This is a genomic window from Pseudomonas sp. WS 5021, assembly GCF_012985535.1.
Lineage (GTDB): Bacteria > Pseudomonadota > Gammaproteobacteria > Pseudomonadales > Pseudomonadaceae > Aquipseudomonas.
Window position 1 is genome coordinate 210,004 of the sequence record NZ_JAAQWP010000008.1, and the last position, 21,329, is coordinate 231,332.

Sequence of the window (21,329 nt, forward strand, 5' to 3'; positions counted from 1 at the left end):
ATGCATCAAGACAACCCCGCACAGCGCATCGAGGCGCTGGTGCGGCCCAGTGTGCGGCGCTTGCCCCTGTATGACGCGGGCGCCGACCCACGCCAGATGGGTACGCCAATGGTGACGAAGCTGTCCAACTGCGAAAACCCGCTGGGCATGTCGCCGGCTGCCGCGGCCATGCTCGCACGCCAGGGCGGGGCAGGGCTGGAGCGCTACCCCGACCCCACTGGCCGGGCGCTGCGCCAGCTGATCGGCGGGCAGTTGGATGTGGATCCGGCCAGGATCATCCTCGGCAATGGCTCGGAAAATATCCTCGAGCTGTTGTGCCTGGCGCTGCTCGATCCCCAGGACCGGGTGGTCACCCAGCAACCCTGCTTCAGCTTGCATGAAAGCCTGCCGTTGATGATGGGCGCGACGCTGGACAAGGTGCCGCTCAACCCGGATTTCAGCTTCAACCTGCACGCCTGGGCCACGGCCCTCAAGCAACCGGCGAAGCTGTTGATGCTGAGCACCCCCTGCAACCCGGTGGGCACCGCGCTGTCCAGCGCTGAGCTGACGGCACTGATCGCCGCCGCTCACGCCGACACCTTGTTGGTGATCGACGAGGCGTACTTCGAATTCGTCGAGCAGGGCGCCGATGCCCTGGCGATCCTCGGCGCGCAGTCGCGGCCGTGGATCGTCCTGCGCACATTCTCCAAGGCGTATGGGCTGGCGGGGCTGCGGATCGGCTATGGCATTGCCTCGCACCCAAGCCTGATCGATGCGCTGCACCGGGTGCGCACGCCATACAACGTCAATCAACCGGCCCAGGAGGCCGCCAAGGCTGCCTGGCTCGATCAGGAACACGTGGCGCGCAGTCGTGAATTTGTCGCCATCGAGCGCCAACGGCTGACCGAGGGGTTGCAGGCGGCGGGGTTTCGCGTGGCGCCGTCCCAGGCCAATTTCCTGTTTATCGACACCGCCTGCAACGCCCTGGAAGTGGTCGACGAACTGCTCAAGGACGGGATCATCGTCAAGGCCTGGCGCGAGCCGGGGTACACCGGTTTTATCCGCGTGTCCCTGGGCCTGGCCCAACAAAACCAGGCGTTTCTCGCCAGCCTGCAACGCGCCGTCGCGGCCCTGGCCGGGTAAGCGCCGAGCCGGTTTTTCATACTGCCCAGAGGTTGTCATGATCAAGAGTTGCCTGTCCGAGCTGATCGGCGATACGCCGCTGCTCAAATTGTGCGTCACCGAAAACGGCAGTTGCGTGCTGCTCAAGCTGGAACAATTCAACCCCACCGGTACCGCCAAGATCCGCATGGCCCGGCAAATGCTCGACGAGGCGCAGGCCAGCGGGCAGCTCAAGCCGGGTGGGCGGATTGTCGAGTCGACCTCAGGCAACACCGGGTTGGGCCTGGCGCTGCTGGCCGCCGAGCGCGGCTATCGCTTCACCGCCGTGGTCGACGAACACGCCAGCCCCGACAAACTGCGGGCGATGCAAGCCTTTGGTGCGCAACTGGTGCGGGTCGGCGACCCCGGTGGCGGGCTGGCCACCGCCGACCGCGATGCCACCGCCGAGCGTATCGCCACGGAGCAGGGCGCCTACTGGACCCGCCAGCATCACAACCCGGCCAATGCCAACGGCTACACGCAACTGGCCGCAGAACTGCGTGCGGTGCTCGGCGCTGAAATCCACTACCTGGTGGGCGCCGTGGGCACCGGCGGCTCGCTGTGCGGCACCGCGCGTGCGTTGAAACGCCATGCCCACGGCCTGCAAGTGATCGGTGTCGAGCCCTGCGGCTCAGTGATCTTCGGCGGCCCCGGGGCGCCGTATCACCAGTCCGGCACCGGCACCCCGGAGGGCGCGGAAATCGGTGCCGTGGTCGACTACGAACTGATTGATAAAGGCCTCACCGTCAGTGATGCCCAGGCCTTTGAAACCGCGCGCTACCTGGCACGGCATTACGGTCTGCTGCTTGGCGGCTCGGCAGGTGGAGTGGTCTACCAAGCCCTGCGCGAGGCGCGGCACGCCCCGGCCCACAGCGTGATCGTGGCACTGGTGTGCGATGGCGGCGAAAAGTACCTCGACACCGTGTTCAACGACCAATGGATGGCCGACCGGCAACTGCTGGCGCCGCAGGTGCATCGCGAACTGGGACAGTGGTTGGGCGCGCAGCCCTTGCTCAAGCAGCAGGCCTAGCGGCTTGCCTGGGGCGCCACCCTTCGCTACTGTGGCGCCCCGCCCGCGTGAGCCCCGCCATGAGTGACACCACTGTCGAACTGATCCAGACCGGCCCTGAACAGGCCGAACTGATCTGCAATCTCTACCAGTTCTATGCCTATGAATCCTCGGATTGGGAGCAGGAGGACGTCGAACAGGACGGCCGCTTCTACATCCATGAAGAACACCTGTCGCGCTACTGGCAAGACCCGCAATGGAGCGCCAATCTATTGCTGGTGGATGGTTACATCGCCGGATTCCTGCTGATCGAGCGCAGCGAACTGCCGGGGATCAACGCCCTGGAACTGGCTGACCTGTTTATCTTGAAACGCTATCGGCGCAAGGGCATAGGCCGAGCACTGGCCACCCAGGTATTGACCAGCGGCGAGGCCGACTGGCTGGTGCGCTTCTATGACCAGGACGAGGTGTCCCAGGCGTTCTGGCGCAGCGTACTGGATAACCTGCCGCGCCCGGTGCAGGCCATTGAGCTGGATGACGAGCCGCAACTGCTGAGCTTTTTGGTGACCCGGGCGATGGTTCACTGACCGTGGCCTTGTGTGTGGGCTTGTGTGGGAGCGGGTTTGCTCGCGAAAGCGGTGGGTCAGTCAACATCAGTGTTTGCTGGGCCGACGTCTTCGCGGCGATGCGGCGATCCGACAAGCCCGCTCCCACAGAGGGTCTGTGTTTGTTTGAAGTACCGCTGATTTACTTCGGTTGAACGCTTGGGCGGCTATGCTGGTCAACTGACCTTCAATGTCGACGCAAAGAGGTGACCGCAATGGCCAAGACTTACAGCTACGCCGCCCGTGACGCCAAGGATGCCCTCAAGCCCTATACCTTCGAGCGCCGCGCCCCCGGGGCCGACGATGTACAGATCGATATCCTCTATTGCGGGGTCTGCCACTCCGACCTGCACACCGTGCGCAATGAGTGGCACAACACGCTCTATCCGTCGGTGCCGGGCCATGAAATCGTCGGCCGGGTGACGGCGGTGGGGGCGAATGTCAGCCGCTTCAAGGTCGGCGACCTGGCCGGCGTCGGCTGCATGGTCGACAGCTGCCAGCACTGTGAATCCTGCGCCGAAGGCGAGGAGCAGTACTGCGAGAACGGTTTTACCGGCACCTACAACGGTCCGGTGTTTGGCGGCGAAAACACCTTTGGCGGCTATTCGGACAACATCGTGGTCAAGGAGCAGTTCGTCCTGCGCATCTCCCACGACGAGGCGCAATTGGCGGCCGTGGCACCGCTGTTGTGTGCCGGCATCACCACCTATTCGCCGCTGCACCACTGGAAGGTCGGCCCTGGGCAGAAAGTCGGCGTGGTCGGCCTTGGCGGCCTGGGCCATATGGCGGTGAAGATCGCCCATGCCATGGGCGCACATGTGGTGTTGTTCACCACCTCGCCCAACAAACGCGAAGACGGCCTGCGCCTGGGGGCCGACGAAGTGGTGGTGTCGAAGAACCCCGACGAAATGGCCAAGGTCGCCAACAGCCTGGACTTCATCCTCAACACCGTGGCCGCGCCCCACGACCTGGATGTGTTCCTCAACCTGCTTAAGCGCGACGGCACCATGACCCTGGTGGGCGCGCCGGACAGCCCGCACCCATCGCCCTCGGTGTTCAACCTGATCTTCAAGCGCCGCAGCCTGGCGGGGTCATTGATTGGCGGCATCCAGGAGACCCAGGACATGCTGGACTTCTGCGCCCGGCACGGGATCGTTTCGCAGATTGAGATGATTGATATCCAGGCCATCAACGAATCCTATGAGCGCATGCTCAAGGGTGATGTGAAGTATCGCTTTGTGATCGACATGGATAGCCTCAAGCGCGAGATCCAGGCGGTCTGATGGGGGGGCGGGGTTTGGGTACATATCCGTTGCTGCGGTCATGGCGGCTATTGGTTCCGCCCTTACGGCGGGTCACTTTTGGAAAAGAGCCCGGAGTGCCGGCCCAGCCAAAAGTAACCAAAAGGGCTCTTGCCCCACCACTCGGCACCTCGCCTAGGCTCGGTGTGCCCGTCATCCGACATTGATTTGGGGGGCCGCCGCGATGGGCCATCCCTGGCCCAGCGCGGCTAACCCGGCGTCCTGCCGGGTTACCCCCAAATCAATATCGGATGACGGCCAGCGTGGTTTAACGGGGCGCCTTCACAAGCTAAGCGAGGCGGCCTGACAGCCGACCTGATCATCGAAGCGTACGCGTACCCCTGTAGGAGCTGGCTTGCCTGCGATGGTCGTTAACGATGACGAATGAATACCAGATACTCTGATGTGTTCTTTCGGGCGTCATCGCAGGCAAGCCAGCTCCTACAGGGGAATGCAGCTTCGCGCTCTGGTTCTACTGTTGCTGTTGCTCTGCTTTTGATCTGGCTTTTGATCTTGGGTGCCCCGTCAAACCACGATGGCCGATCGCGGCGGGCCCACGGAGCAATGCCTGACTGCGGGCATGCCGAGCCTAGGCGAGGCACCGAGTGGTGGGGCAAGAGCGCTTTGGTTACTTTCGCGCTTTTCGAAATTGACCCGCCGTAAGGGCGGAACCCTAAGTGGCCATGACCGCAGCAACGGATATGTACACAAACCCACCCCCCACAAGTTTTTTTGGGTAATCAACGGGTGCTATACGGCAACAGAAACACCACGCCAAGCCCCGCCAGCGACATCAAGCCGAACCACGCCACCGGCCCCATGGCCCAGCCCCAACCCAGTACGCTGACGGCAAGACTCGCCGCCAGCATCCCCCAGCCCAGCACTCGCAGGCCACGTCGCAGCATCGGCGAGGGCAGGCGCCGCCTGAGTTGCTGGTAATGGCGCTCCAACCCAAGGCACAACCCCACCATCCCCGCGCAGGCCAGTAATAACGCGACTATCAACACCATCTCAATTGACCTGCGCCACGGCGTGCTTGGCCACGCGCCGTGCGCTGCGTTCCTTGGGCGCCTGGTACAGCTTCCAGCACGGCCAGGCCAGCAGCAGGCCGAGGCCCACGGTGGTCAATTCCAGGTAGACGTAATCACCCAGGCTTTGCCCCAGCAGATTCAGGGCCGGCAGAGTGATACACAGGGCGGCGGCCAGGCCCAGTTGCTCGCGCCAGGCACTGCGCCAGGGGCGGACAATCGCGTGGCCCAGACTCAGCAGCCACACCAGGAAAAACACCCGCACCTCCCAGCCACCGCGTTGGGCCAGTTCCACCGGCAGCAAGCGGTTGGCCCACAGCAAGGCCACGCACGCCACTATCAGCCCGGCCACCACCGCCACATTCAGCCGCTCGGCGATGTGGTAGAGCAGGGCGCCGACCGCGCCTTCGCCATCGTGGCGCCGGCGGCGCTTGACGGTAAACAGCACCACGCCGGTCGCCAGCATCGCGCAACTGGCCAGGCCGCAGACAAAGTACAACCAGCGCATGGAGTAGCCGCCAAACTGCGCAAAGTGCAGGCCGGCCATGACCTTTTGGGTCAGCAGGCTGGGCCGACTGACCGCCGGCTGGCGCAGGACTTCACCGCTGACCCCGTCAAACAGCATGCTCTGGCCCTTGGTCAGCTCGATGCGGTTGCCCAGCACCGGGCGCGCCTCGATCCGTGCGTCGCTGCGTCCGGGATTGTGGATCGACAAGCTGGACACCGGCCCCATGGCGCGCTCGGCCTCGGCCAGCACCGGGCCAAGCGCTGTCAGTTCGGCGGCCTCGCTGTGCTTGGGGCGTTCGCCGCGTACCTGGTGCTCGGCGGGCGCGCCACGCAAGGCGCGGAAGAGGTTGTCGCGGTCGCCGTCAAACAGCGCGTCCACCGCCGCCGGCATGTAGATCAGGTAGAAAATCACCAGCCCGGTGTAGGTAATCATCAAGTGAAAGGGCAACACCAGCACTGCAGTGGCGTTGTGCGCATCCAGCCATGAACGCTGGCCCTTGGCCGGGCGGAAGGTGAAGAATTCCTTGAAGAATTTCTTGTGGATCACGATTCCGCTGAGCAATGCCACCAGCATCGCGATTGCAGCCAGGCCGACCGTCCAGATCCCCAGGTCGCGCGGCAGGTTGAGCGTGAAGTGGAAGCGGAAGAAGAACCCGCCCCCAGCGGTTTCGCGCACGGCCAGCGGCTCGCCGGTGTGCGGGTCGAGCGCGGTGCCGCCGCCACGCCGTTGTTCGCCGGCCGATACGGTCAGGGTGTCGGAGCGTTCGCCGGGCAGGCCGATGTTCCAGGTGCGCGCCTCGGGATGCTGGCGCGCCAGATAGCCGAGGGCCTGTTGCGCAGCAGCGCTTTGCGACAGGGTGGAGGTGGGGATTTCCGGGCGCATCCAGCCGTCGATTTCCTTGTCGAACACCGCCAGGGTGCCGGTGAGGAAGATCGCAAACAGCAGCCAGCCGAACACCAGCCCGCTCCAGGTATGCAGCCAGGCCATGGCCTGGGTCAGGGTCTTGTGTTTCATCCCAGTACCTCACGCCATTGGGGCCAGAAGCCGATGGCGGCCAAGGGCAGTGCCAGGGCCATGCCGGCCCACGCGCGCCAGGCGTTGCGGCAGGCGAAGGCCCAGAGGATCGCCAGGGTGTAGATCAGGAACGAGGGCAGGCTGGCGACCACCAGGGCATCCACCTTGTCCATGGGCAACAGGCGCGCCAGGGCGGCGGTAAACGCATAGGTAAACAGGTAGCCGCCGATCAGCGCGGCGACCATCCGCGAGAGTGTCGGCCAGGCAGGGGATTTGCTTTTCATGGGGACTCATCAGAATCAGGTCAGCAACGAATATCCCCTGTAGGAGCCGGCTTGCCGGCGATCAGGCCTTTGAGCCTTGTGCTGACTTATCAGCCGCCATCGCCGGCAAGCCGGCTCCTACAGAGGGCGACCATGCATAGGGTTGGCTCGAATGCTAGTGATTCTCATATGAGAGTAAACGCAATTTACAACTTATACACTTTGAGTCGCAGATGCAGGCACAGCCCGGGCGTGGTGTTCTGTGCCCATAGCTGGCCGCCTTGCAACTGCACGATGCTGCGGGCAATCGACAGGCCCAGGCCATAACCGTCACCACCCGGGCGGGCGGCATTGAGGCGGGTGAAGGGCAGGAAGATCTGTTCCAGCTTGTCGGGCTCGATCCCCGGGCCCTGGTCCTGGATGCACAGGTGCCAGAAATCGCCCTCAAGCACACCGGTCAAGCGCACCACACCGTGTTCGGGGGAGTGGCGGATGGCATTGCGCAGGATATTTTCCAGGGCCTGGGCCAGGCCATTGAGGTTGCCCAGCACCCAGACGCCTGCGGGCAGTTCGCAGGGCAGGCGTTCGCTGGGCCAGCCGCTTTCAAAGCAGGCGTCTTCGCGCAGCAGGTCCCACAAAGGCTCCATCTCGACCGCTTCCACGGGCATGGATGGGCGTTCGGTATCCAGCCAGACCAGCTCCAGGGTGCTGCCGATCAAGCGTTCCATACCTTGCACTTCGCGCTCCAGGCGCTGGCGCAGGGCGCCTGGATCAGGCTCGCGCTCACCGGCCACCCGCAGCCGGCTCAAGGGCGTGCGCAGTTCGTGGGACAAGTCCCGCAGCAAGCGCCGTTGCAGCACCACCGTGCTTTCCAGGCGCTCGGCCATATGGTCGAAGGCCCGGGCCAACTCACCCAATTCATCGCGGCGCCGCGTCACCTGCGGCCCGACCCGCGAGGCCAGGTCACCGGCGCTCAGGGCATTGGCCTGGCGCCGCAGGATCACCAGCGGTGAAATCAGCACCCGGTACAACAGCACGCCAAACAACAACGCCAGGCCTGTCGGCAGCACCTGGCGCAGCAAAATGTCCCACAGGCCACGGCCCTGGCGCGGGTCCAGGTGCAGCGGCAACTCCATGACCAGGCGGGCTGCGCCGTCGCTGAACGGCATGTAAAACGTTGGCCGGCCACCAGGGCGGCCCACGGGCCAGTCGATCTGGCGCACAAAGTCCAGCTTGCGCCGTTCGACCGTGGTCAAGGCCTGGGAGGACAGCGAATGGTGGTCGTCCACCACCACCGCCCACACCTGCTCCTGGGCACGCAGGCTTTTGAGGAACTCATCGACCCCTGCCGCACCGCGCTCGCGCCAGGCCATTTCGGCCTGGCGCGCGTATTCGCCGAGGATGTAGCGGGTGGGGGCGGGCAGGCGCGCGGTGGCTTCATAGATACGCTGGCTCACATCCACTTGCAGGCTGACCACCAACAGGCACAGTACCGCCAGCAAGCCGATCAGTTTCCACAACAGCGAATGGCGGTTGGGCAGCCTCATGCTTGCAGCCGGGTCAGCATGTAGCCGGTGCTCCTGACCGTCTCCACGCGCCCGGCGGTGTAGCCGATGGCCTGCAACTTGCGCCGGATGCGGCTGACATGCATGTCCAGGCTGCGATCATGCCTGGAATAGGCACGGTGCATGACCTGCTGGTACAGAAACGCCTTGGTCAGCACCTCATCGACATGGGCCACCAGGGTTTCCAGCACCCGATACTCGGTGGTGGTCAGGTCGGCCCACTGCTCGTTCAGGCTGACATCGGTGCGTTGTTCGTCGAATGTCAGTTGCGGGTCCTCATTGCGCGCCGTGCCGGGCACCTCATGTTCATAGGCCACCCGGCGCAGGATCGCGTCGATGCGCACATCCATCTCCAGCATGCTGAACGGCTTGGGCAGGTAATCGTCGGCGCCCTGGCTGAACCCGGTGATGCGGTCCTGCTCGGCACCGAGGGCCGACATCAGGATCACCGGCACCCGTTGATGCCGGCGCAGTTGCGCGAGCACCTCCAGGCCGCTGCTGCCCGGCAGCATGATATCCATCAGGATCAGGTCGAAAGGTTGGGCGCGCACCAACTCGACGATCTCGCCACCGTCCTGGCGCAACGTGACATCGAAGCCACGTTGGCCCAGGTGGCTGTCCAGGTGGGCGGCGAGCACCGGGTCATCCTCGACGGCGAGGATGCGACGCGCAGCGGGGAGCGAAGGGTGGGCGTGCATGGGAATTTCCTGCGAATGCGAATGTTTCTAAGTCGCGCATTCTGGCAAATCTCCCGCCACATTCCTATCGATTGCGGATTATTGCTGCATTTGCGGAAAACGGCCGTATGCAGGTCAATGGCACCGCCTAACGCTGACAAGGATCTGTCTTGTTCAACAGATTGCCCGTCGAATACCACACGCGCTGCGCCGCCGGTCCCAGATCCAGGGCCACCGGCGCATCCGCACGCCCCTCCAGCAACGTTGGGTAAACCCCGGGCTTGAGCGGCGACTGGCATACGATCGGCAACGATTGCACGGTGGTGAAATTCAAATCCACCGTAGACACCAACTGCGCCGCCGAAAACGGTGCTGGTGGCCCAGGCAGGGTAATGATTTCCTGGAAGTCCGGATCCTGGGCGATGTAGTGCGTCAAGTGCGCCTCATTGCCCCGGCCAAACAAGGTGTAGACCAGCTGTTTGGGGCGGTCGATGCCCAGGTTGAACGGCCGGTAGATCACCACCGCTTCGACCGTCACCGGCACGTTGTCAAACAACACCGGCCCCGGTGTGCCGCCGCCATCATTGGAGTAGCCGTCAAAGATCGTTGCCTTGAACGTGGTCACCTCACCGGCCTTGAGCTGGGGCAGGGTGAAGGTGTCGTTATCGACATTGATCAGGTTATACGGCTTGCTCGGGTTGGCCGCGCGCAGCGCCTGGTATTTGGCCATCACGTCGGCGGGCAGGCTGGCCTGCAGGACGATCTGGTACATGTGCTTTTCCGTGGTGAACATCGGCATGTGCACCAAAAACAGGGTCTGCGAGCCGACCATGAACATGCCGTGGTTGCCCGGTGCATCGGCATCGGCGCCGTTGCTGACTGCATGCAGTTCATGGGGCGAATGGGCCAGGGCTAGGGGGGCCAGGGCCATCGATAATGCGAGCAGGAGAGTGGCGAGGGAGCGTTTCATGGTTGACCGTCCTTGAGGGTTTCGAAGGCATGCACGCGCTTGATCAGGCTTTTTTGCTTGGCCGAATCGGCGTTGTTGAACAGGAACGAAAAGTCCGAGGCCAGGCTCGGGTCGCCGGCAATCGTTGCCTTTTGATGGCAGTCATTGCAGTTCAGGCCCTGGACGTAGGTCTCCATGGTGGTATTGGCCACCGGTACGTTGCTATCGCTGATAAAGGGTCCATAGGACAGGGGCACCTTTGCGCCGGCGCCCGGCTCGGGGTCCGGCGGTGTCGGGGCGGTGATCCACAGCACATTGACCAGCTTGTAGTACTGGAACACCGACTGGCCGCTGGTCTGCTGGGCGAAGCTGGCCTGCACCGCGCCGTTGAGCGCTTGCATGTCCGAAGGCAAGGGGTGTTCGCGGGTGGTCTGCACCGGTTGGTTGCGGGGATAGGGCTCGGTGCATTCGCGATCAGGGTGGTGCTGCTTGCACTGGATACGGGCTACGTTCGGCGTGCACACGTCAGGGCCACCGCTGCAATCGGGGTTGTAGAAGGTATAGCCGTCGGGCGGTGTCTGTTGCGCCGGGTTTTGCCCCGGTTCCTGTACGTTGTCCACTTGCTCGAAGGTGGTCCAGATGAAGTTCGGTGAACTCTGGGTCTTGTTGATGATATGCAGGCCCACCAGGCCTACCACCTGTTGGGTGCATTGCAGGGTGGCGGGGTTCTTGAGCCAGGCCACGGTGGTCAGGTAGCGCCCGTAGAGCTGGGGCTTGCCGGTGAGGATGCGCCAGGCGGCCTTGAGTTCCAGGGCGCCCAATTGTTCCTGGGGCAGCGGCTTGGCCGGCATCGAACGCATCAACTCGCCGGCCGGCAGCGACAGGCCTGCAGGGTGCTTGCCATCGCTGTTCTGTGCCACGGCCAGTTGATTGGCCGCATCGTACAACCCGTTGTCGACGATGTAGTCAAACTCGGCCTTGCCCACCTTGCGTTCGAAATACACCAGGTTGCCGGTCTGGTCCGTCAGCCAGCCACCGGCGGCCTCCATGATCGGGTCGGGAATCGACGCCAGGGTGCCGCTGGACAAGTGGAAGCGATGCTTGGCGTTGGTCGCGCTTTCCGAGGTGGCGTTCATGAATTTGCGCGCGCCTACCGACAGCGCCTGCAGGCTGTCCTGGCTGCTGCAATTGGACGGCACCAACGTTTGCACGCCCCAGCCTGTGGGCGGTCGGGCGCCGGGCAGGAATATATCGTTAGCGTCTTTAAAGCTTGCCCACACCGGCGCGGTGGTCATGGGTTGCCCGGCGACCTGGGGCACGCCAAATTGCGCCATGCTGATCTTGCGGTTCGGCTCGCCCGCGAGGGCTGCATTGGCTGGCCATCCGGGATCCACGGGCCAGTTCAGGGCAATAAACAGCTGCCAGCCAAAACAGTTCATGAAGCTCTGGCCAGTGGTGTTGAAATTGTTGACGGGTAGAAAACCGCCGCTGTTGGGGTCGAACACCAACTGCTGCTGGACGCAGGTATCGGCATCCGATGCCTGGGCCGTGGGCAGGAGAAACAGCGACAGCAGCGTGCCGGCCAGCAGCACACTTAAGCGAAATTTGTACATCATCGCGCTCCTTGCATGAAGGTGAAGCTTCTAGCCGTTCTGTAGGAGCCGGCTTGCCGGCGAAAAACCTGAGAGCACCGCTGGGCATCAGATACCCCGCGTTATCGTTGAGGATTCTCGCTGGCAAGCCAGCTCCCACAGGGGGGGGGCCCTTAAAGGGATGGCACCAGCGCCAGCCCGGATTCCCATGGGTGGTCCGCCGCGCTGACGTTATCCGCTTCGCCCGGGTTGAGCGCACGGACCGTCACCAGCCCCGGCGCCGCGTTCTTCGCGACGCTGATGGTCATGATGTAACCCTGGGTACCGCCCGCATTGGTCTGGCCGGGAATGGCCGAGGCATCGGGCAAAAACTTCGTGACCTGCGCGGTCACCCCGGGGTTGCTGAACTGGATCCGTGCAGTGGCGGCGGTGGTCTTGAGGTCGGCGCCTTGCACCACCAGCGCGAACTGCCCGCTGCTGCCTGGGGCCAGCCAGGCCGGCAGGTCGGTGGGCGACTGGCCGTAGAACAGGTCCAGCGGCAACAGCTGCACCGGCCAGGGTTGCAGGCCATTGACCCGGTCCTGCACGCAAGGGGACGGCGGCGCCGTGGTGCTTGGGGTGGCGGTCACACTCAGGCCCACCAGCAGTTGCTGGGCAATCACCCACACATAGTCCACGGCCTGGCCGTTGATGGTGATGTCATTGATCGAGAACCCCGCGCTTTGCGGGACCTCGAACACCGCCTGGAGGATCTGGTCGGAGCCGTTGATCGCCGATTTGGCGGTACCACGGGTGATGCGCCAGTACTGGCTCACATCCTGCCCCTGCGGGCCTTTCCAGGCACTGAAGTTGGTGGGCTGTTGCAGGTACAGGGCGATGGGGTTGGTCAGGGAAATACGGCTGCTGATGGCCGCCTCATTGGCCGCAAAGCCGATATGCGGGTCGGAGTTGCGATAGTTCTGCCCATACTGCGCGCAGCAGATCAGCGACTGGGGGTTCTGGCTGCTTTTCAGGGGCCGCATGATCGTGGCCGCTGCCGCCAGGTACACCTCGGCGCTGAGGGTGTTGGGGCCGGAGGTCAGGTGCATTGCGCCGCCGAACTGGCCGGGGGTACAGGCGGTGCCGGCGTTCCATTTGTTGACGGTGTCGTAGGCCGGCAGGCCCGTGGTCGGGTCGATCACCGGGTCACCGGCATTGCCGGTCGGGCAGTTGGCGGTGTAGCGCAGGTACAGGTCTTGCAGTTGCACGTTCGGGTCGATGTAGTCGCGATACAGCCCCAGCACTGCATTCGGATCGATGCGCCACATGGCCAGGAAGTACGCCGGGTTTTCGCTGGTGAAGGTGATCTTGCGCATCTTGCCGTTGGTATCGCGCACAATCGACCACTCGCAGTATTCGTCCAGCCAGCCCCGTGGGCCGGAGGGCGAGAAATCCTTGTACTTGCCGTTCCAGTCGATACTCGGGCAACGGGTCACCGGCAGTTGTAGCAGGGTGCCTTTCTTGTCCGGGTCGTACAGGGTGTAGAGGGTGTTGTTGAGGGTGATCTGGCCGTTGTCGGTCAGTTCCATGACCTGTTGCAGGGTCATGGCCTTGCCGCCCAGTTGCGGAATCACGGCCGTGCCGTTGTTGTAGAAAAACGTCCACAGCCGGTTAGGGAAGGGTTGCCAGGTGATTGCCGGCGGGGTGACGTCGCCATAGCCCTCGACCAGCGGGTTGTAATAGCCCGAGCGCGGCGCGTCGTTGAGGCCCGACCACGGGTTGCCGATGATCGCCGCTTCGGTCCAGCCGGTGACGTCGTTGTTCCAGTCGATTTCAAATTGCGGCAACTGGTTTTCCAGGCCCAGCTTGTTGTAGTCCTTTGGCGCTTGCCCAGCGGGGGAGGTGAATTGCTTGAACGGCGTGCTCATGACAGATCTCCATGGGGTGTGGGGGTAGAAGCTGCGCAGCAACCGGCACTCGGGGGAGGGTCGGCAACGGTCTGGCGCGGGTCGTCCCACACCAGTTGGGCGATAAAGCCAGGCAGCGGCGCGTACTCTTGCGGCGCCAATACCCGGCCACTATCGAGATGGGTGACCAGCAGGCTCAACTGCACGGCGTCCGTGGGGCCCAGGTGCAACGCCGTGGCACTGCGCGCCGCATTCAGTGCGCGGCAGACGCCGTGGGTGATGCAGCGCCCCTTGTCGTCCACCAGCCCCATGCCGATGCGGCTGAAGCGCCCGACGTAGTGCGGGTTATCCGCGTTGACCTGCTGGGGCGTGGCGTCGGGCTGGTTGAGGAACACGTCGATCAAATAGGTGTCATGGGTGCAGCGCACATGGTCGAACACCACCCATGGGCCGCTGGCCTGGGCCTGCTCCTGGACCGGCGCGGCACTGTGGGGGCAGCACGCACTGGCGCTGGCGCGGCGGGCGCCGAACGGCGGCGCCACCGGGGTGGCGTAGTCGTAGCCGATGTGCCGGCTGTCCTGGGCCATATCGCCCAAGGTGGTGTAGCGCCAGGCATCGGCACTGGTGAACGTGACCGCGTCGGCCTGGCTGCCGGCAAACGGCTGGAGCAGGCATTGGGTGGTGTATTGCGCCGCCGGGTTGGCGCGGATCCAGATCTCCAGCACGCGGTCGATATTGGCGTGATAGGAGCAGAACAGCGGGTCAAAGGCGGTGTAGGCGTTGTCGGCCATATCGCCGCCGATCCAGCCGTGATAGTTGTCGTGGGGCTGTTCGTACAGGCCATCGAAATTCAGCGTGCGGTTGGGGTACAGCGCGTCCTTTTGCGGTGGATCAAACACGGTGATATTGGCCCAGGGATACCCCGGCACGCCCTGGGGCTGGCTGAAGGTCTTGAATTTCAAGGCGTCCACCACCTGCTGCTGGAAAATCCGGCTCATGCCGTACAGCTGGGTACGTTTGAACCGCTGTTGGTCGCCCTGGGTGTAGAACAGCGGGTTGCGCTGCACGAAGCCGCAGTCCACCCCCTCGACATTGCCCGAGGCGCAGACTTTCGAGCGGCCATCCTTGGCCGCCGCATACCGCAACGGGTTGCGCCGCACCTCGCCGCTGTGCGGGTGCACATAGGTCTCATCGAGAAAGGCCTGGGGCAGGCCGGCCTGGGGGCTGCCGTCGACACTGGCGTCCTCGGCCATCCAGTCCCAGTAGGGGATCGGATAGTCAATCAAGGCTTCCAGGTACAGCAGGTAAGCGCGATGCCACAGGGCAAAGGCTTCCTGGTAATGCAGGCACCAGTTGGTGTGGATATAGGCATAGCGCTGCCAGGGTGAGCCACTGTCCGGATTGCCGATCTGCATCACGTCGTCGAGCCGTGCGCGGTACAGGTCCAGTTGCTCCTGGCTCAATGCGCGGATGTCCTGGCGCACGCGCTTGACCGGGTGCGGCAGGTCTGGAGGGGGGATGCGCTCGGCGATGTCGAACGGCGAAAAGCTGTTCAGGCGCCAGCCCTGGTTGACCCACAACCGGAAGGTTTCCAGGGCGTCGATAGGCCAGAACTGCCGGTCATCCAGGGTCAGCGGCATATTGCGCGACGCCAGGTGCTGGTAGATGGTTTCAGACCAGGTCTTGACCGAATCGGGGTCTTGCAGGAACACATCGTAGGCATTCATGCAGCGCACCCACGAGCCTGCGACGTTGGCGCGATCTGCCGCCGGGATCCAGTAAGGCGCGGTGAAAAGCCCTTGGATATCAGCGGTCCATGTCGGTTTCGCGACTATCATAAGATCCCTCTCATGCAGCCCCCATGCTGGATCTGCCGGGGCTGCTAAGCTGGATTTGATAGTAACGGGCCACTGTGCAGAGAATTGTGCAAATTGGCCCGCTTTTACGGCGGATTCATTGCAGTTTTCTCAAGGAAGAAGTGGAAATAATGACAGACGCCATGGATTTGAAAATTCTCGGCAAGTTGCAGAAAGACTGCACCCAAAGCCTGGACCTGCTCAGCGACAGCGTGGGGCTGTCCTCGACCAGTTGTTACCGGCGCATCCGGCGCCTGGAGAGCGTGGGCATCATCAAGGCGAAAGTCGCGGTGCTGGATGAAAAAAAGCTGGGGATCCAGGTCACCGCGTTCTTTTTGATCAAGCTCGACAAAGACAGCAACGACATTGATCGCAAGATGCAGCACATCCTGGCCAATCACCCGGAGATCCAGGACTGCTACCTGATGACCGGAGAGTTTGATTTTGTGATGGTGGCCAAGTTTCGTGATGCCACGGAGTACACCGAATACATCTATCGGTTTCTCGACACTTACCGGGATATTCCGATTCGTACCTATTCTTCGACGTTGGTGGTGCGCACCGTGAAGAAGTCTTATGAGTTGCCGTTGCAGGGCGTGCAACATCTGTAGACGCCCATGAGACGCATCACCCTGTGGGAGCGGGCTTGCTCCCACAGGGTGATGCGTTCGCTGTAATGATCCGGTTGTCTATCAGGCCGCCACAGCCTGAAGCTGCAACCCACCCTCGACATCCTTGACCAACCCACTGGCCAGCAACAGTGGCAGCAAGCGCTTGTGCAACTGCGGCTCGACGAACTCCTTGACCGTTTCCAGTGCCAAGTCGCCACTGCCAGGCAGCTCGGCCTTGGTGTACGACAGCCAGGCCTTTTTCAGCATCTGCAGCACATCGCTGCCAGCGGTCAACGCAAAGCGCCGGTGGGCCACCTGGCCCAGGAAGTTGAAGCTGTGCTGATACTCGTAACCTTTCTCGTCACCCGCACTGGCAACACAGCGCACACAGGTGCAAGGGCCATCGCCGAAGGCCGCCTGCAGGTAGCTATTGAAATCCACCACAGGCTTGAGCGACAGGCGCTTGTCTACTTCGAACAGGTCGCCGGTCATTTTTGCGTCGTTACTCAAGGTGCGTTTCCTCGCAGGTCTACAGCTGGTTCTTCAAAGCGCGGCATCATACCCCATCTGTAGGAGCCGGCTTGCCGGCGAAGACCCTGAGAGGGCACGCCGCGGCATCGTTAACCACTGTTCCTACACGGGGCTGTGGCCCAGGCGGCCCTTGATCCAGTCGTACAGGTTGTTGCCTTCGCTCGACAACTCGCTGTTGGCCCGGCGGCACAGGTAGTACTGGCGCCCGTCATCTGCCTGCACGTCAAACAGTTGCACCAGTTCCCCCCTGGCCACCAGCGGCGCCACCAACGGCGCACGCAACAGCGAGCAGCCCAGGCCGGTGAGGGTGGCGACCAGGGTCAACTGGCCGTCCTCGAGCAGCAGGCCATTGTGCGAGTGGGTGTGCGGCACCTGGGCTGCGTCGAACCATTGGCCCCAGGTACCACGCTCTTCGTCGTGCAGCAGTGGCAGTTCGCTGAGGGCTTGCGGCGTGGCGATGGGGCCGTGGCGCTGGAGGAACTCGCGGCTGCAGAACGGCGTGACCGCGCCGCTGATCAGTGGCTCGCTGTGATACCCCGGCCAGTGCCCGGTGCCGAAGCGAATCGACAGGTCGGCGGCATCGCTGGGGTAGCTGCGGTGGTTGGCGTAGGTGATGTTGATATCCAGCGCCGGGTTGGCGCTCAAAAACTGCGGCAGGCGCGGGATGAACAGGTGGGTCGCGAACATCGGGATCAGGCTGATGGTGACCTGGCGCGTCGCGCTTTTTTCCCGCACGTGCTCGGTGGCACTGCGCAGCACCGCGAATGCCGAGCGAATCGCCCGGTAGTACTCGCGGCCTTCGTCGGTCAACCCCAGGTTGCGGCCCTGGCGCAGGGTCAGGTGCTGTTGCAGGAAGCTTTCGAGCAAGTGCAACTGATGGCTGACAGCCGAGGGCGACACCCCCAGTTCGCGGGCGGCGGCATTCACCCCACCATGGCGGGCAAAGGCTTCGAACGTGCGCACGGCACGCAAGGGTGGATCGTTGGCTAACTGTTCTAAATTATTCATGTGTTGAATTAAATACCAAGTGAAAAGATAAATAAAGCAGCATCAGTGTGGAAAATGTGCCGCATATAGGGCGTTTGGTATTGGGTATAAACATATTCCTTTCAGATATTTGATAAAAACAGAATAAATAACTAGTGTTCCGCGCTCGGACTTTTAGTCGGTGCGCCCTGGCACCGATGTTTTCTGTGTATGGAGTTGATGGTTCTCATGGATGCGTTTATCCAGCAACTGCTCAACGGCTTGCTGTCGGGCAGTCTCTACGCCTTAGTGGCCTTGGGTTACACCATGGTCTACGGCATTTTGCGGATCATCAACTTCGCCCACGGCGATGTGTTGATGATCGGCGCGCTGGTGGGCCTGTCGGTGATCCGGGTGTTGCAGGCGGCCTGGCCGGATATGCCGCCGGTGCTGTTGCTGCTGGTGGCGGCAATGATCGCCATGGCTTTCTGTGCGGTGCTGGCGGTGGTGATCGAGCGCGTGGCCTACCGGCGCTTGCGTAACGCCCCGCGCCTGGCGCCATTGATCAGTGGTATCGGCGTGTCGTTGTTGTTGCAGACCGTGGCGATGCTGGTCTGGACCCGTAACCCGCAGATGTTCCCGCAATTGCTGCCCCTGGAGCCCATCGAAGTGCTGGCCGGCGATGCCACCCACGCCGCCGTGACCAATGCCACCGCCCTGACCACCATTGGCGTGGCCTTGAGCCTGATGGTCGGGCTGTTGCTGCTGGTCGAGCGCACGCGTTTTGGCCGGGCCATGCGCGCCGTGGCCGAGAACCCGCAAGTGGCGAGCCTGATGGGTATCAACCCCAACCGCATCATCGTCATGACCTTCGCCATCGGCGGCGCCCTGGCCGCGCTGGCGGGCATCATGATGGCCAGCAACTATGGCAGCGCGCATTTCTATATGGGCTTTTTGCCCGGCATCAAGGCGTTTACCGCGGCGGTGCTGGGCGGCATCGGCAACCTCAAGGGCGCGATGCTCGGCGGCCTGCTGCTGGGGCTGATCGAAGCCCTCGGCACCGGGTACCTGGGGGCCGCCACCAACGGCGTGTTCGGCAGCAACTACCAGGACGTGTTCGCCTTCATCGTGTTGATCGCGGTGCTGGTGTTCCGGCCCCAGGGGTTGTTGGGCGAACGACTGGCGACCCGCGCATGAGCCTGGCAACCGCTGTGAGCCCTTCGAGCAAACGCGCCAGCCTTGGGCTGTTGCTGTTCGCCCTGGCCCTGGTATTGGCCCCGTGGATTGTCGGGCATGCCGGCGGCAATACCTGGGTGCGCACCCTGGACTTTGCCCTGCTGTACATCATGTTGGCCCTGGGCCTGAACATCGTGGTGGGCTATGCCGGCCTGCTGGACATGGGCTTTATCGCGTTCTACGCGGTGGGCGCCTACCTGGCGGCCTTGCTGTCATCGCCCCATTTGTTGCAACAGTTCCCGGCCTTGCTGGCGCTGATGCCGCAGGGCATGCACACCTCGATCTGGCTGATTTTGCCGCTGGCGGCGCTGCTGGCGGCGGGGTTCGGGGTGATTCTGGGGGCGCCGACCCTGCGCCTGCGCGGCGATTACCTGGCCATCGTCACCCTGGGCTTTGGCGAAATCATCCGCATCCTGCTGCGCAACCTCGACCGCCCGGTGAACCTCACCAACGGCCCCAAGGGCATCGCCCAGGTCGATCCGGTGACGCTGCTGGGGGTCAACCTGGGGCGTACCCAGGAACTGTTCGGCCTGCGCTTGCCCTCGGTCTACCTCTATTACTACCTGTTCGCCGCACTGGTGGTGCTGATCCTGTTTGCCTGCATCCGCCTTCAGCGCTCGCGTATCGGCCGCGCCTGGATGGCGATCCGCGAGGACGAAGAGGCGGCCCAGGCCATGGGCCTGAACACCCTGCGCCTGAAGCTGCTGGCATTTGCCATCGGCGCGGCGTTCGGCGGGATCAGCGGGGCGCTGTTTGCCTCATTCCAGGGCTTTGTTTCACCCGAATCCTTCACCCTCAATGAGTCCATCGCCGTGCTGGCCATGGTGGTGCTCGGCGGCATGGGGCATATCCCCGGGGTGATTCTGGGCTGCGTGTTGCTCGCCGCCCTGCCCGAAGCGTTGCGCGCCAGTATGGGCCCCTTGCAGCAGGCGCTGTTTGGCCAAGTGCTGGTGGACCCGGAGATTATCCGCCAGCTGTTCTACGGCCTGGCGCTGATTCTGGCGATGCTGTATCGACCCGCCGGCCTCTGGCCGAGCCGCACAGGAGGTGCACCTTGAACCATCCGTTATTGCAGATCGAGAAGGTCAATAAACAGTTTGGCGGCGTGGCTGCGCTCGATGACGTGAGCTTGAGTATCGAGGCCGGGGAAATCTACGGCCTGATCGGGCCCAATGGCGCCGGCAAGACCACCTTCTTCAATGTGATGACGGGGCTGTACACCCCGGATTCCGGGCGCTTCCAGCTCGACGGCGAGGAGTACCAGCCCACGGCGGTGCACCAGGTGGCCCGTGCCGGCATTGCGCGCACGTTCCAGAATATTCGCCTGTTCAACGCCATGAGCGCCCTGGAAAACGTCATGGTCGGGCGCCACGTGCGCACCCATAACGGCGTGTGGGCGGCCTTGAGCGGGCACTCGCGCGGGCGCGAGGAAGAAGCGCAGACCCGCGCCCACGCCCACCGCCTGCTGGCCTATGTCGGCCTCGCCGGGTTTGCCCACTACCGCGCCGACAGCCTGTCCTACGGCCACCAGCGGCGCCTGGAAATTGCCCGCGCCCTGGCCACCGAACCGCGCCTGCTGGCCCTCGATGAGCCGGCCGCCGGGATGAATGCCAGCGAGAAAGTGCAACTGCGCAGCCTGCTGGAAAAGATCCGCGATGACGGCCACACCCTGCTGCTGATTGAGCATGACGTGAAGCTGGTAATGGGCGTGTGCGACCGCATCAGCGTGCTGGACTACGGCCGCGTGATCGCCGTGGGCGCGCCGGCCGAAGTGCGCCGCCACCCGCAAGTGATCCAGGCCTACCTGGGAGCCGGCGCCCATGTCTGAAGCGTTGTTGCAGATTGACGGCCTGAAGGTGCGCTACGGCGCCATCGAGGCGGTCAAGTCCCTGGACCTGCATATTAATGAAGGCGAACGGGTGACGCTGATCGGCGCCAATGGCGCCGGCAAGAGCTCCAGCCTCAAGGCCCTGACCGGGTTGCTGCCGGCCGCTGCGGGGCAGATCCGCTTTGCCGGGCGCTCGATCCTCAGCCTGGCGCCCCATGAGCGCCTGACCCTGGGCATCGCCATGGTGCCCGAAGGGCGCGGCATTTTTGCGCGCATGAGCGTGCTGGAAAACCTCCAGGCCGGGGCGTTCCTGCGCCGCGACCCGCACCAGGTGAACCTGGAAATCCGCCAGTTGTTCGAGCACTTCCCACGCCTGGAAGAACGCTTGCAGCAATCGGCCGGCCTGCTCTCCGGCGGCGAGCAGCAGATGCTCGCCCTGGCCCGTGCGCTGCTGTCCAAGCCGCGGTTGCTGGTGCTTGATGAGCCCTCCATGGGCCTGGCGCCGATCATGGTCGAAAAGCTGTTCCAGGTGATTGATGATGTGTGCCGCCAGGGCATGACCCTGCTGCTGGTGGAGCAGAATGCGCGCCTTGCGCTGCAAGTGACTGACCGCGCCTACGTGATGGACACCGGGCGCATCAGCCTCAGCGGCGCCAGCGCACAATTGCTCGACCACCCCGAGGTGCGCAGTGCCTACCTCGGTGAATAACCCATGACAAACGCCACCGGACGCCCGGCGTGTTTCGCCCACCCCACAGGCCATG

General features: G+C 63.5%; 20 protein-coding genes and 1 pseudogene. 9 read left to right on the plus strand and 12 right to left on the minus strand.

The genetic code is table 11. The features are described from left to right. The 4 genes from hisC (at window position 1) to HBO19_RS23835 (ending at window position 4,037) form a co-directional block, all read left to right on the plus strand. The gene (gene hisC, locus HBO19_RS23820) at window positions 1-1,122 is read left to right on the plus strand and encodes a histidinol-phosphate transaminase (protein WP_262386316.1); all 1,122 of its coding nucleotides are present in this window, start codon (window positions 1-3) and stop codon (window positions 1,120-1,122) included. A gap of 37 nt (window positions 1,123-1,159) precedes the next feature. Further along, window positions 1,160-2,170: a cysteine synthase family protein gene (locus HBO19_RS23825; RefSeq protein WP_170058435.1), complete on the plus strand. Its 1,011-nt coding sequence runs from the start codon at window positions 1,160-1,162 to the stop codon at window positions 2,168-2,170. Between the two features lie 59 nt (window positions 2,171-2,229). Further along, entirely contained in the window at window positions 2,230-2,736 is a 507-nt protein-coding gene (locus tag HBO19_RS23830; protein ID WP_169954706.1) for a GNAT family N-acetyltransferase, read from the plus strand. 233 nt (window positions 2,737-2,969) lie between these two features. Continuing rightward, window positions 2,970-4,037 (plus strand): NAD(P)-dependent alcohol dehydrogenase, encoded by a 1,068-nt coding sequence (locus tag HBO19_RS23835; protein ID WP_169954705.1) that lies wholly within the window; start codon window positions 2,970-2,972, stop codon window positions 4,035-4,037. A gap of 758 nt (window positions 4,038-4,795) precedes the next feature. Here HBO19_RS23835 and HBO19_RS23840 read toward each other — a convergent pair. The 10 genes and pseudogenes from HBO19_RS23840 to HBO19_RS23880 all read right to left on the minus strand — a co-directional run bounded on the left by HBO19_RS23840 (window position 4,796) and on the right by HBO19_RS23880 (window position 15,375). Further along, window positions 4,796-5,065, minus strand: a complete 270-nt coding sequence (locus tag HBO19_RS23840) for a DUF3325 domain-containing protein (protein ID WP_170058436.1) — start codon at window positions 5,063-5,065, stop codon at window positions 4,796-4,798. Between the two features lies 1 nt (window position 5,066). After that, window positions 5,067-6,605 (minus strand): PepSY-associated TM helix domain-containing protein, encoded by a 1,539-nt coding sequence (locus tag HBO19_RS23845; protein WP_170058437.1) that lies wholly within the window; start codon window positions 6,603-6,605, stop codon window positions 5,067-5,069. Continuing rightward, the gene (locus HBO19_RS23850; protein WP_169957354.1) at window positions 6,602-6,889 is read right to left on the minus strand and encodes a DUF3649 domain-containing protein; all 288 of its coding nucleotides are present in this window, start codon (window positions 6,887-6,889) and stop codon (window positions 6,602-6,604) included. The genes HBO19_RS23845 and HBO19_RS23850 overlap by 4 nt, the downstream gene beginning before the upstream one ends. A 185-nt stretch (window positions 6,890-7,074) precedes the next feature. After that, complete coding sequence (locus HBO19_RS23855; protein ID WP_170058438.1) at window positions 7,075-8,415, minus strand: sensor histidine kinase; 1,341 nt, start codon at window positions 8,413-8,415, stop codon at window positions 7,075-7,077. Next, window positions 8,412-9,131, minus strand: a complete 720-nt coding sequence (locus tag HBO19_RS23860) for a response regulator transcription factor (protein ID WP_169957357.1) — start codon at window positions 9,129-9,131, stop codon at window positions 8,412-8,414. The genes HBO19_RS23855 and HBO19_RS23860 overlap by 4 nt, the downstream gene beginning before the upstream one ends. 127 nt (window positions 9,132-9,258) lie before the next feature. Continuing rightward, entirely contained in the window at window positions 9,259-10,080 is an 822-nt protein-coding gene (locus tag HBO19_RS23865; RefSeq protein WP_169957359.1) for a hypothetical protein, read from the minus strand. Further along, window positions 10,077-11,672 (minus strand): hypothetical protein, encoded by a 1,596-nt coding sequence (locus tag HBO19_RS23870; protein WP_170058439.1) that lies wholly within the window; start codon window positions 11,670-11,672, stop codon window positions 10,077-10,079. The genes HBO19_RS23865 and HBO19_RS23870 overlap by 4 nt, the downstream gene beginning before the upstream one ends. A gap of 40 nt (window positions 11,673-11,712) precedes the next feature. Then, window positions 11,713-11,811, minus strand: a pseudogene (locus tag HBO19_RS28605) (outer membrane lipoprotein carrier protein LolA); the annotation flags it as partial. A 13-nt stretch (window positions 11,812-11,824) separates the two neighbouring features. After that, window positions 11,825-13,558 carry a hypothetical protein gene (locus HBO19_RS23875; RefSeq protein WP_170058440.1) on the minus strand — a complete coding sequence of 578 codons (1,734 nt, stop codon included), beginning with the start codon at window positions 13,556-13,558 and terminating at the stop codon, window positions 11,825-11,827. Then, complete coding sequence (locus HBO19_RS23880; RefSeq protein ID WP_170041011.1) at window positions 13,555-15,375, minus strand: tyrosinase family protein; 1,821 nt, start codon at window positions 15,373-15,375, stop codon at window positions 13,555-13,557. The genes HBO19_RS23875 and HBO19_RS23880 overlap by 4 nt, the downstream gene beginning before the upstream one ends. Window positions 15,376-15,536: 161 nt before the next feature. Here HBO19_RS23880 and HBO19_RS23885 point away from each other — a divergent pair, with 161 nt between their 5' ends. Further along, on the plus strand, window positions 15,537-16,004 hold the full coding sequence (locus HBO19_RS23885; RefSeq protein ID WP_169957257.1) for an Lrp/AsnC family transcriptional regulator: 468 nt from the start codon (window positions 15,537-15,539) through the stop codon (window positions 16,002-16,004). An 81-nt stretch (window positions 16,005-16,085) separates the two neighbouring features. Here HBO19_RS23885 and HBO19_RS23890 read toward each other — a convergent pair whose 3' ends face one another. Both HBO19_RS23890 and HBO19_RS23895 read right to left on the minus strand, forming a co-directional pair. Next, a complete protein-coding gene (locus HBO19_RS23890; RefSeq protein ID WP_170058441.1) occupies window positions 16,086-16,514 on the minus strand; it encodes a hypothetical protein in 429 nt (142 codons plus the stop codon). Between the two features lie 123 nt (window positions 16,515-16,637). Beyond that, complete coding sequence (locus HBO19_RS23895; RefSeq protein WP_170058442.1) at window positions 16,638-17,543, minus strand: LysR substrate-binding domain-containing protein; 906 nt, start codon at window positions 17,541-17,543, stop codon at window positions 16,638-16,640. A 207-nt stretch (window positions 17,544-17,750) separates the two neighbouring features. Between HBO19_RS23895 and HBO19_RS23900 the strand changes: the two genes are divergently transcribed. Genes HBO19_RS23900 through HBO19_RS23915 form a run of 4 tightly spaced genes read left to right on the plus strand, consistent with a single transcriptional unit; the run spans window position 17,751 to window position 21,274 of the window. Then, on the plus strand, window positions 17,751-18,698 hold the full coding sequence (locus HBO19_RS23900) for a branched-chain amino acid ABC transporter permease (protein WP_170041592.1): 948 nt from the start codon (window positions 17,751-17,753) through the stop codon (window positions 18,696-18,698). Then, window positions 18,695-19,795: an ABC transporter ATP-binding protein gene (locus HBO19_RS23905; protein ID WP_169957247.1), complete on the plus strand. Its 1,101-nt coding sequence runs from the start codon at window positions 18,695-18,697 to the stop codon at window positions 19,793-19,795. Before HBO19_RS23900 ends, HBO19_RS23905 begins: the two co-directional genes overlap by 4 nt. Continuing rightward, the gene (locus HBO19_RS23910; RefSeq protein WP_099168260.1) at window positions 19,792-20,565 is read left to right on the plus strand and encodes an ABC transporter ATP-binding protein; all 774 of its coding nucleotides are present in this window, start codon (window positions 19,792-19,794) and stop codon (window positions 20,563-20,565) included. The genes HBO19_RS23905 and HBO19_RS23910 overlap by 4 nt, the downstream gene beginning before the upstream one ends. Continuing rightward, window positions 20,558-21,274, plus strand: a complete 717-nt coding sequence (locus tag HBO19_RS23915; RefSeq protein ID WP_057438694.1) for an ABC transporter ATP-binding protein — start codon at window positions 20,558-20,560, stop codon at window positions 21,272-21,274. The genes HBO19_RS23910 and HBO19_RS23915 overlap by 8 nt, the downstream gene beginning before the upstream one ends. Window positions 21,275-21,329 lie beyond the last annotated feature (55 nt).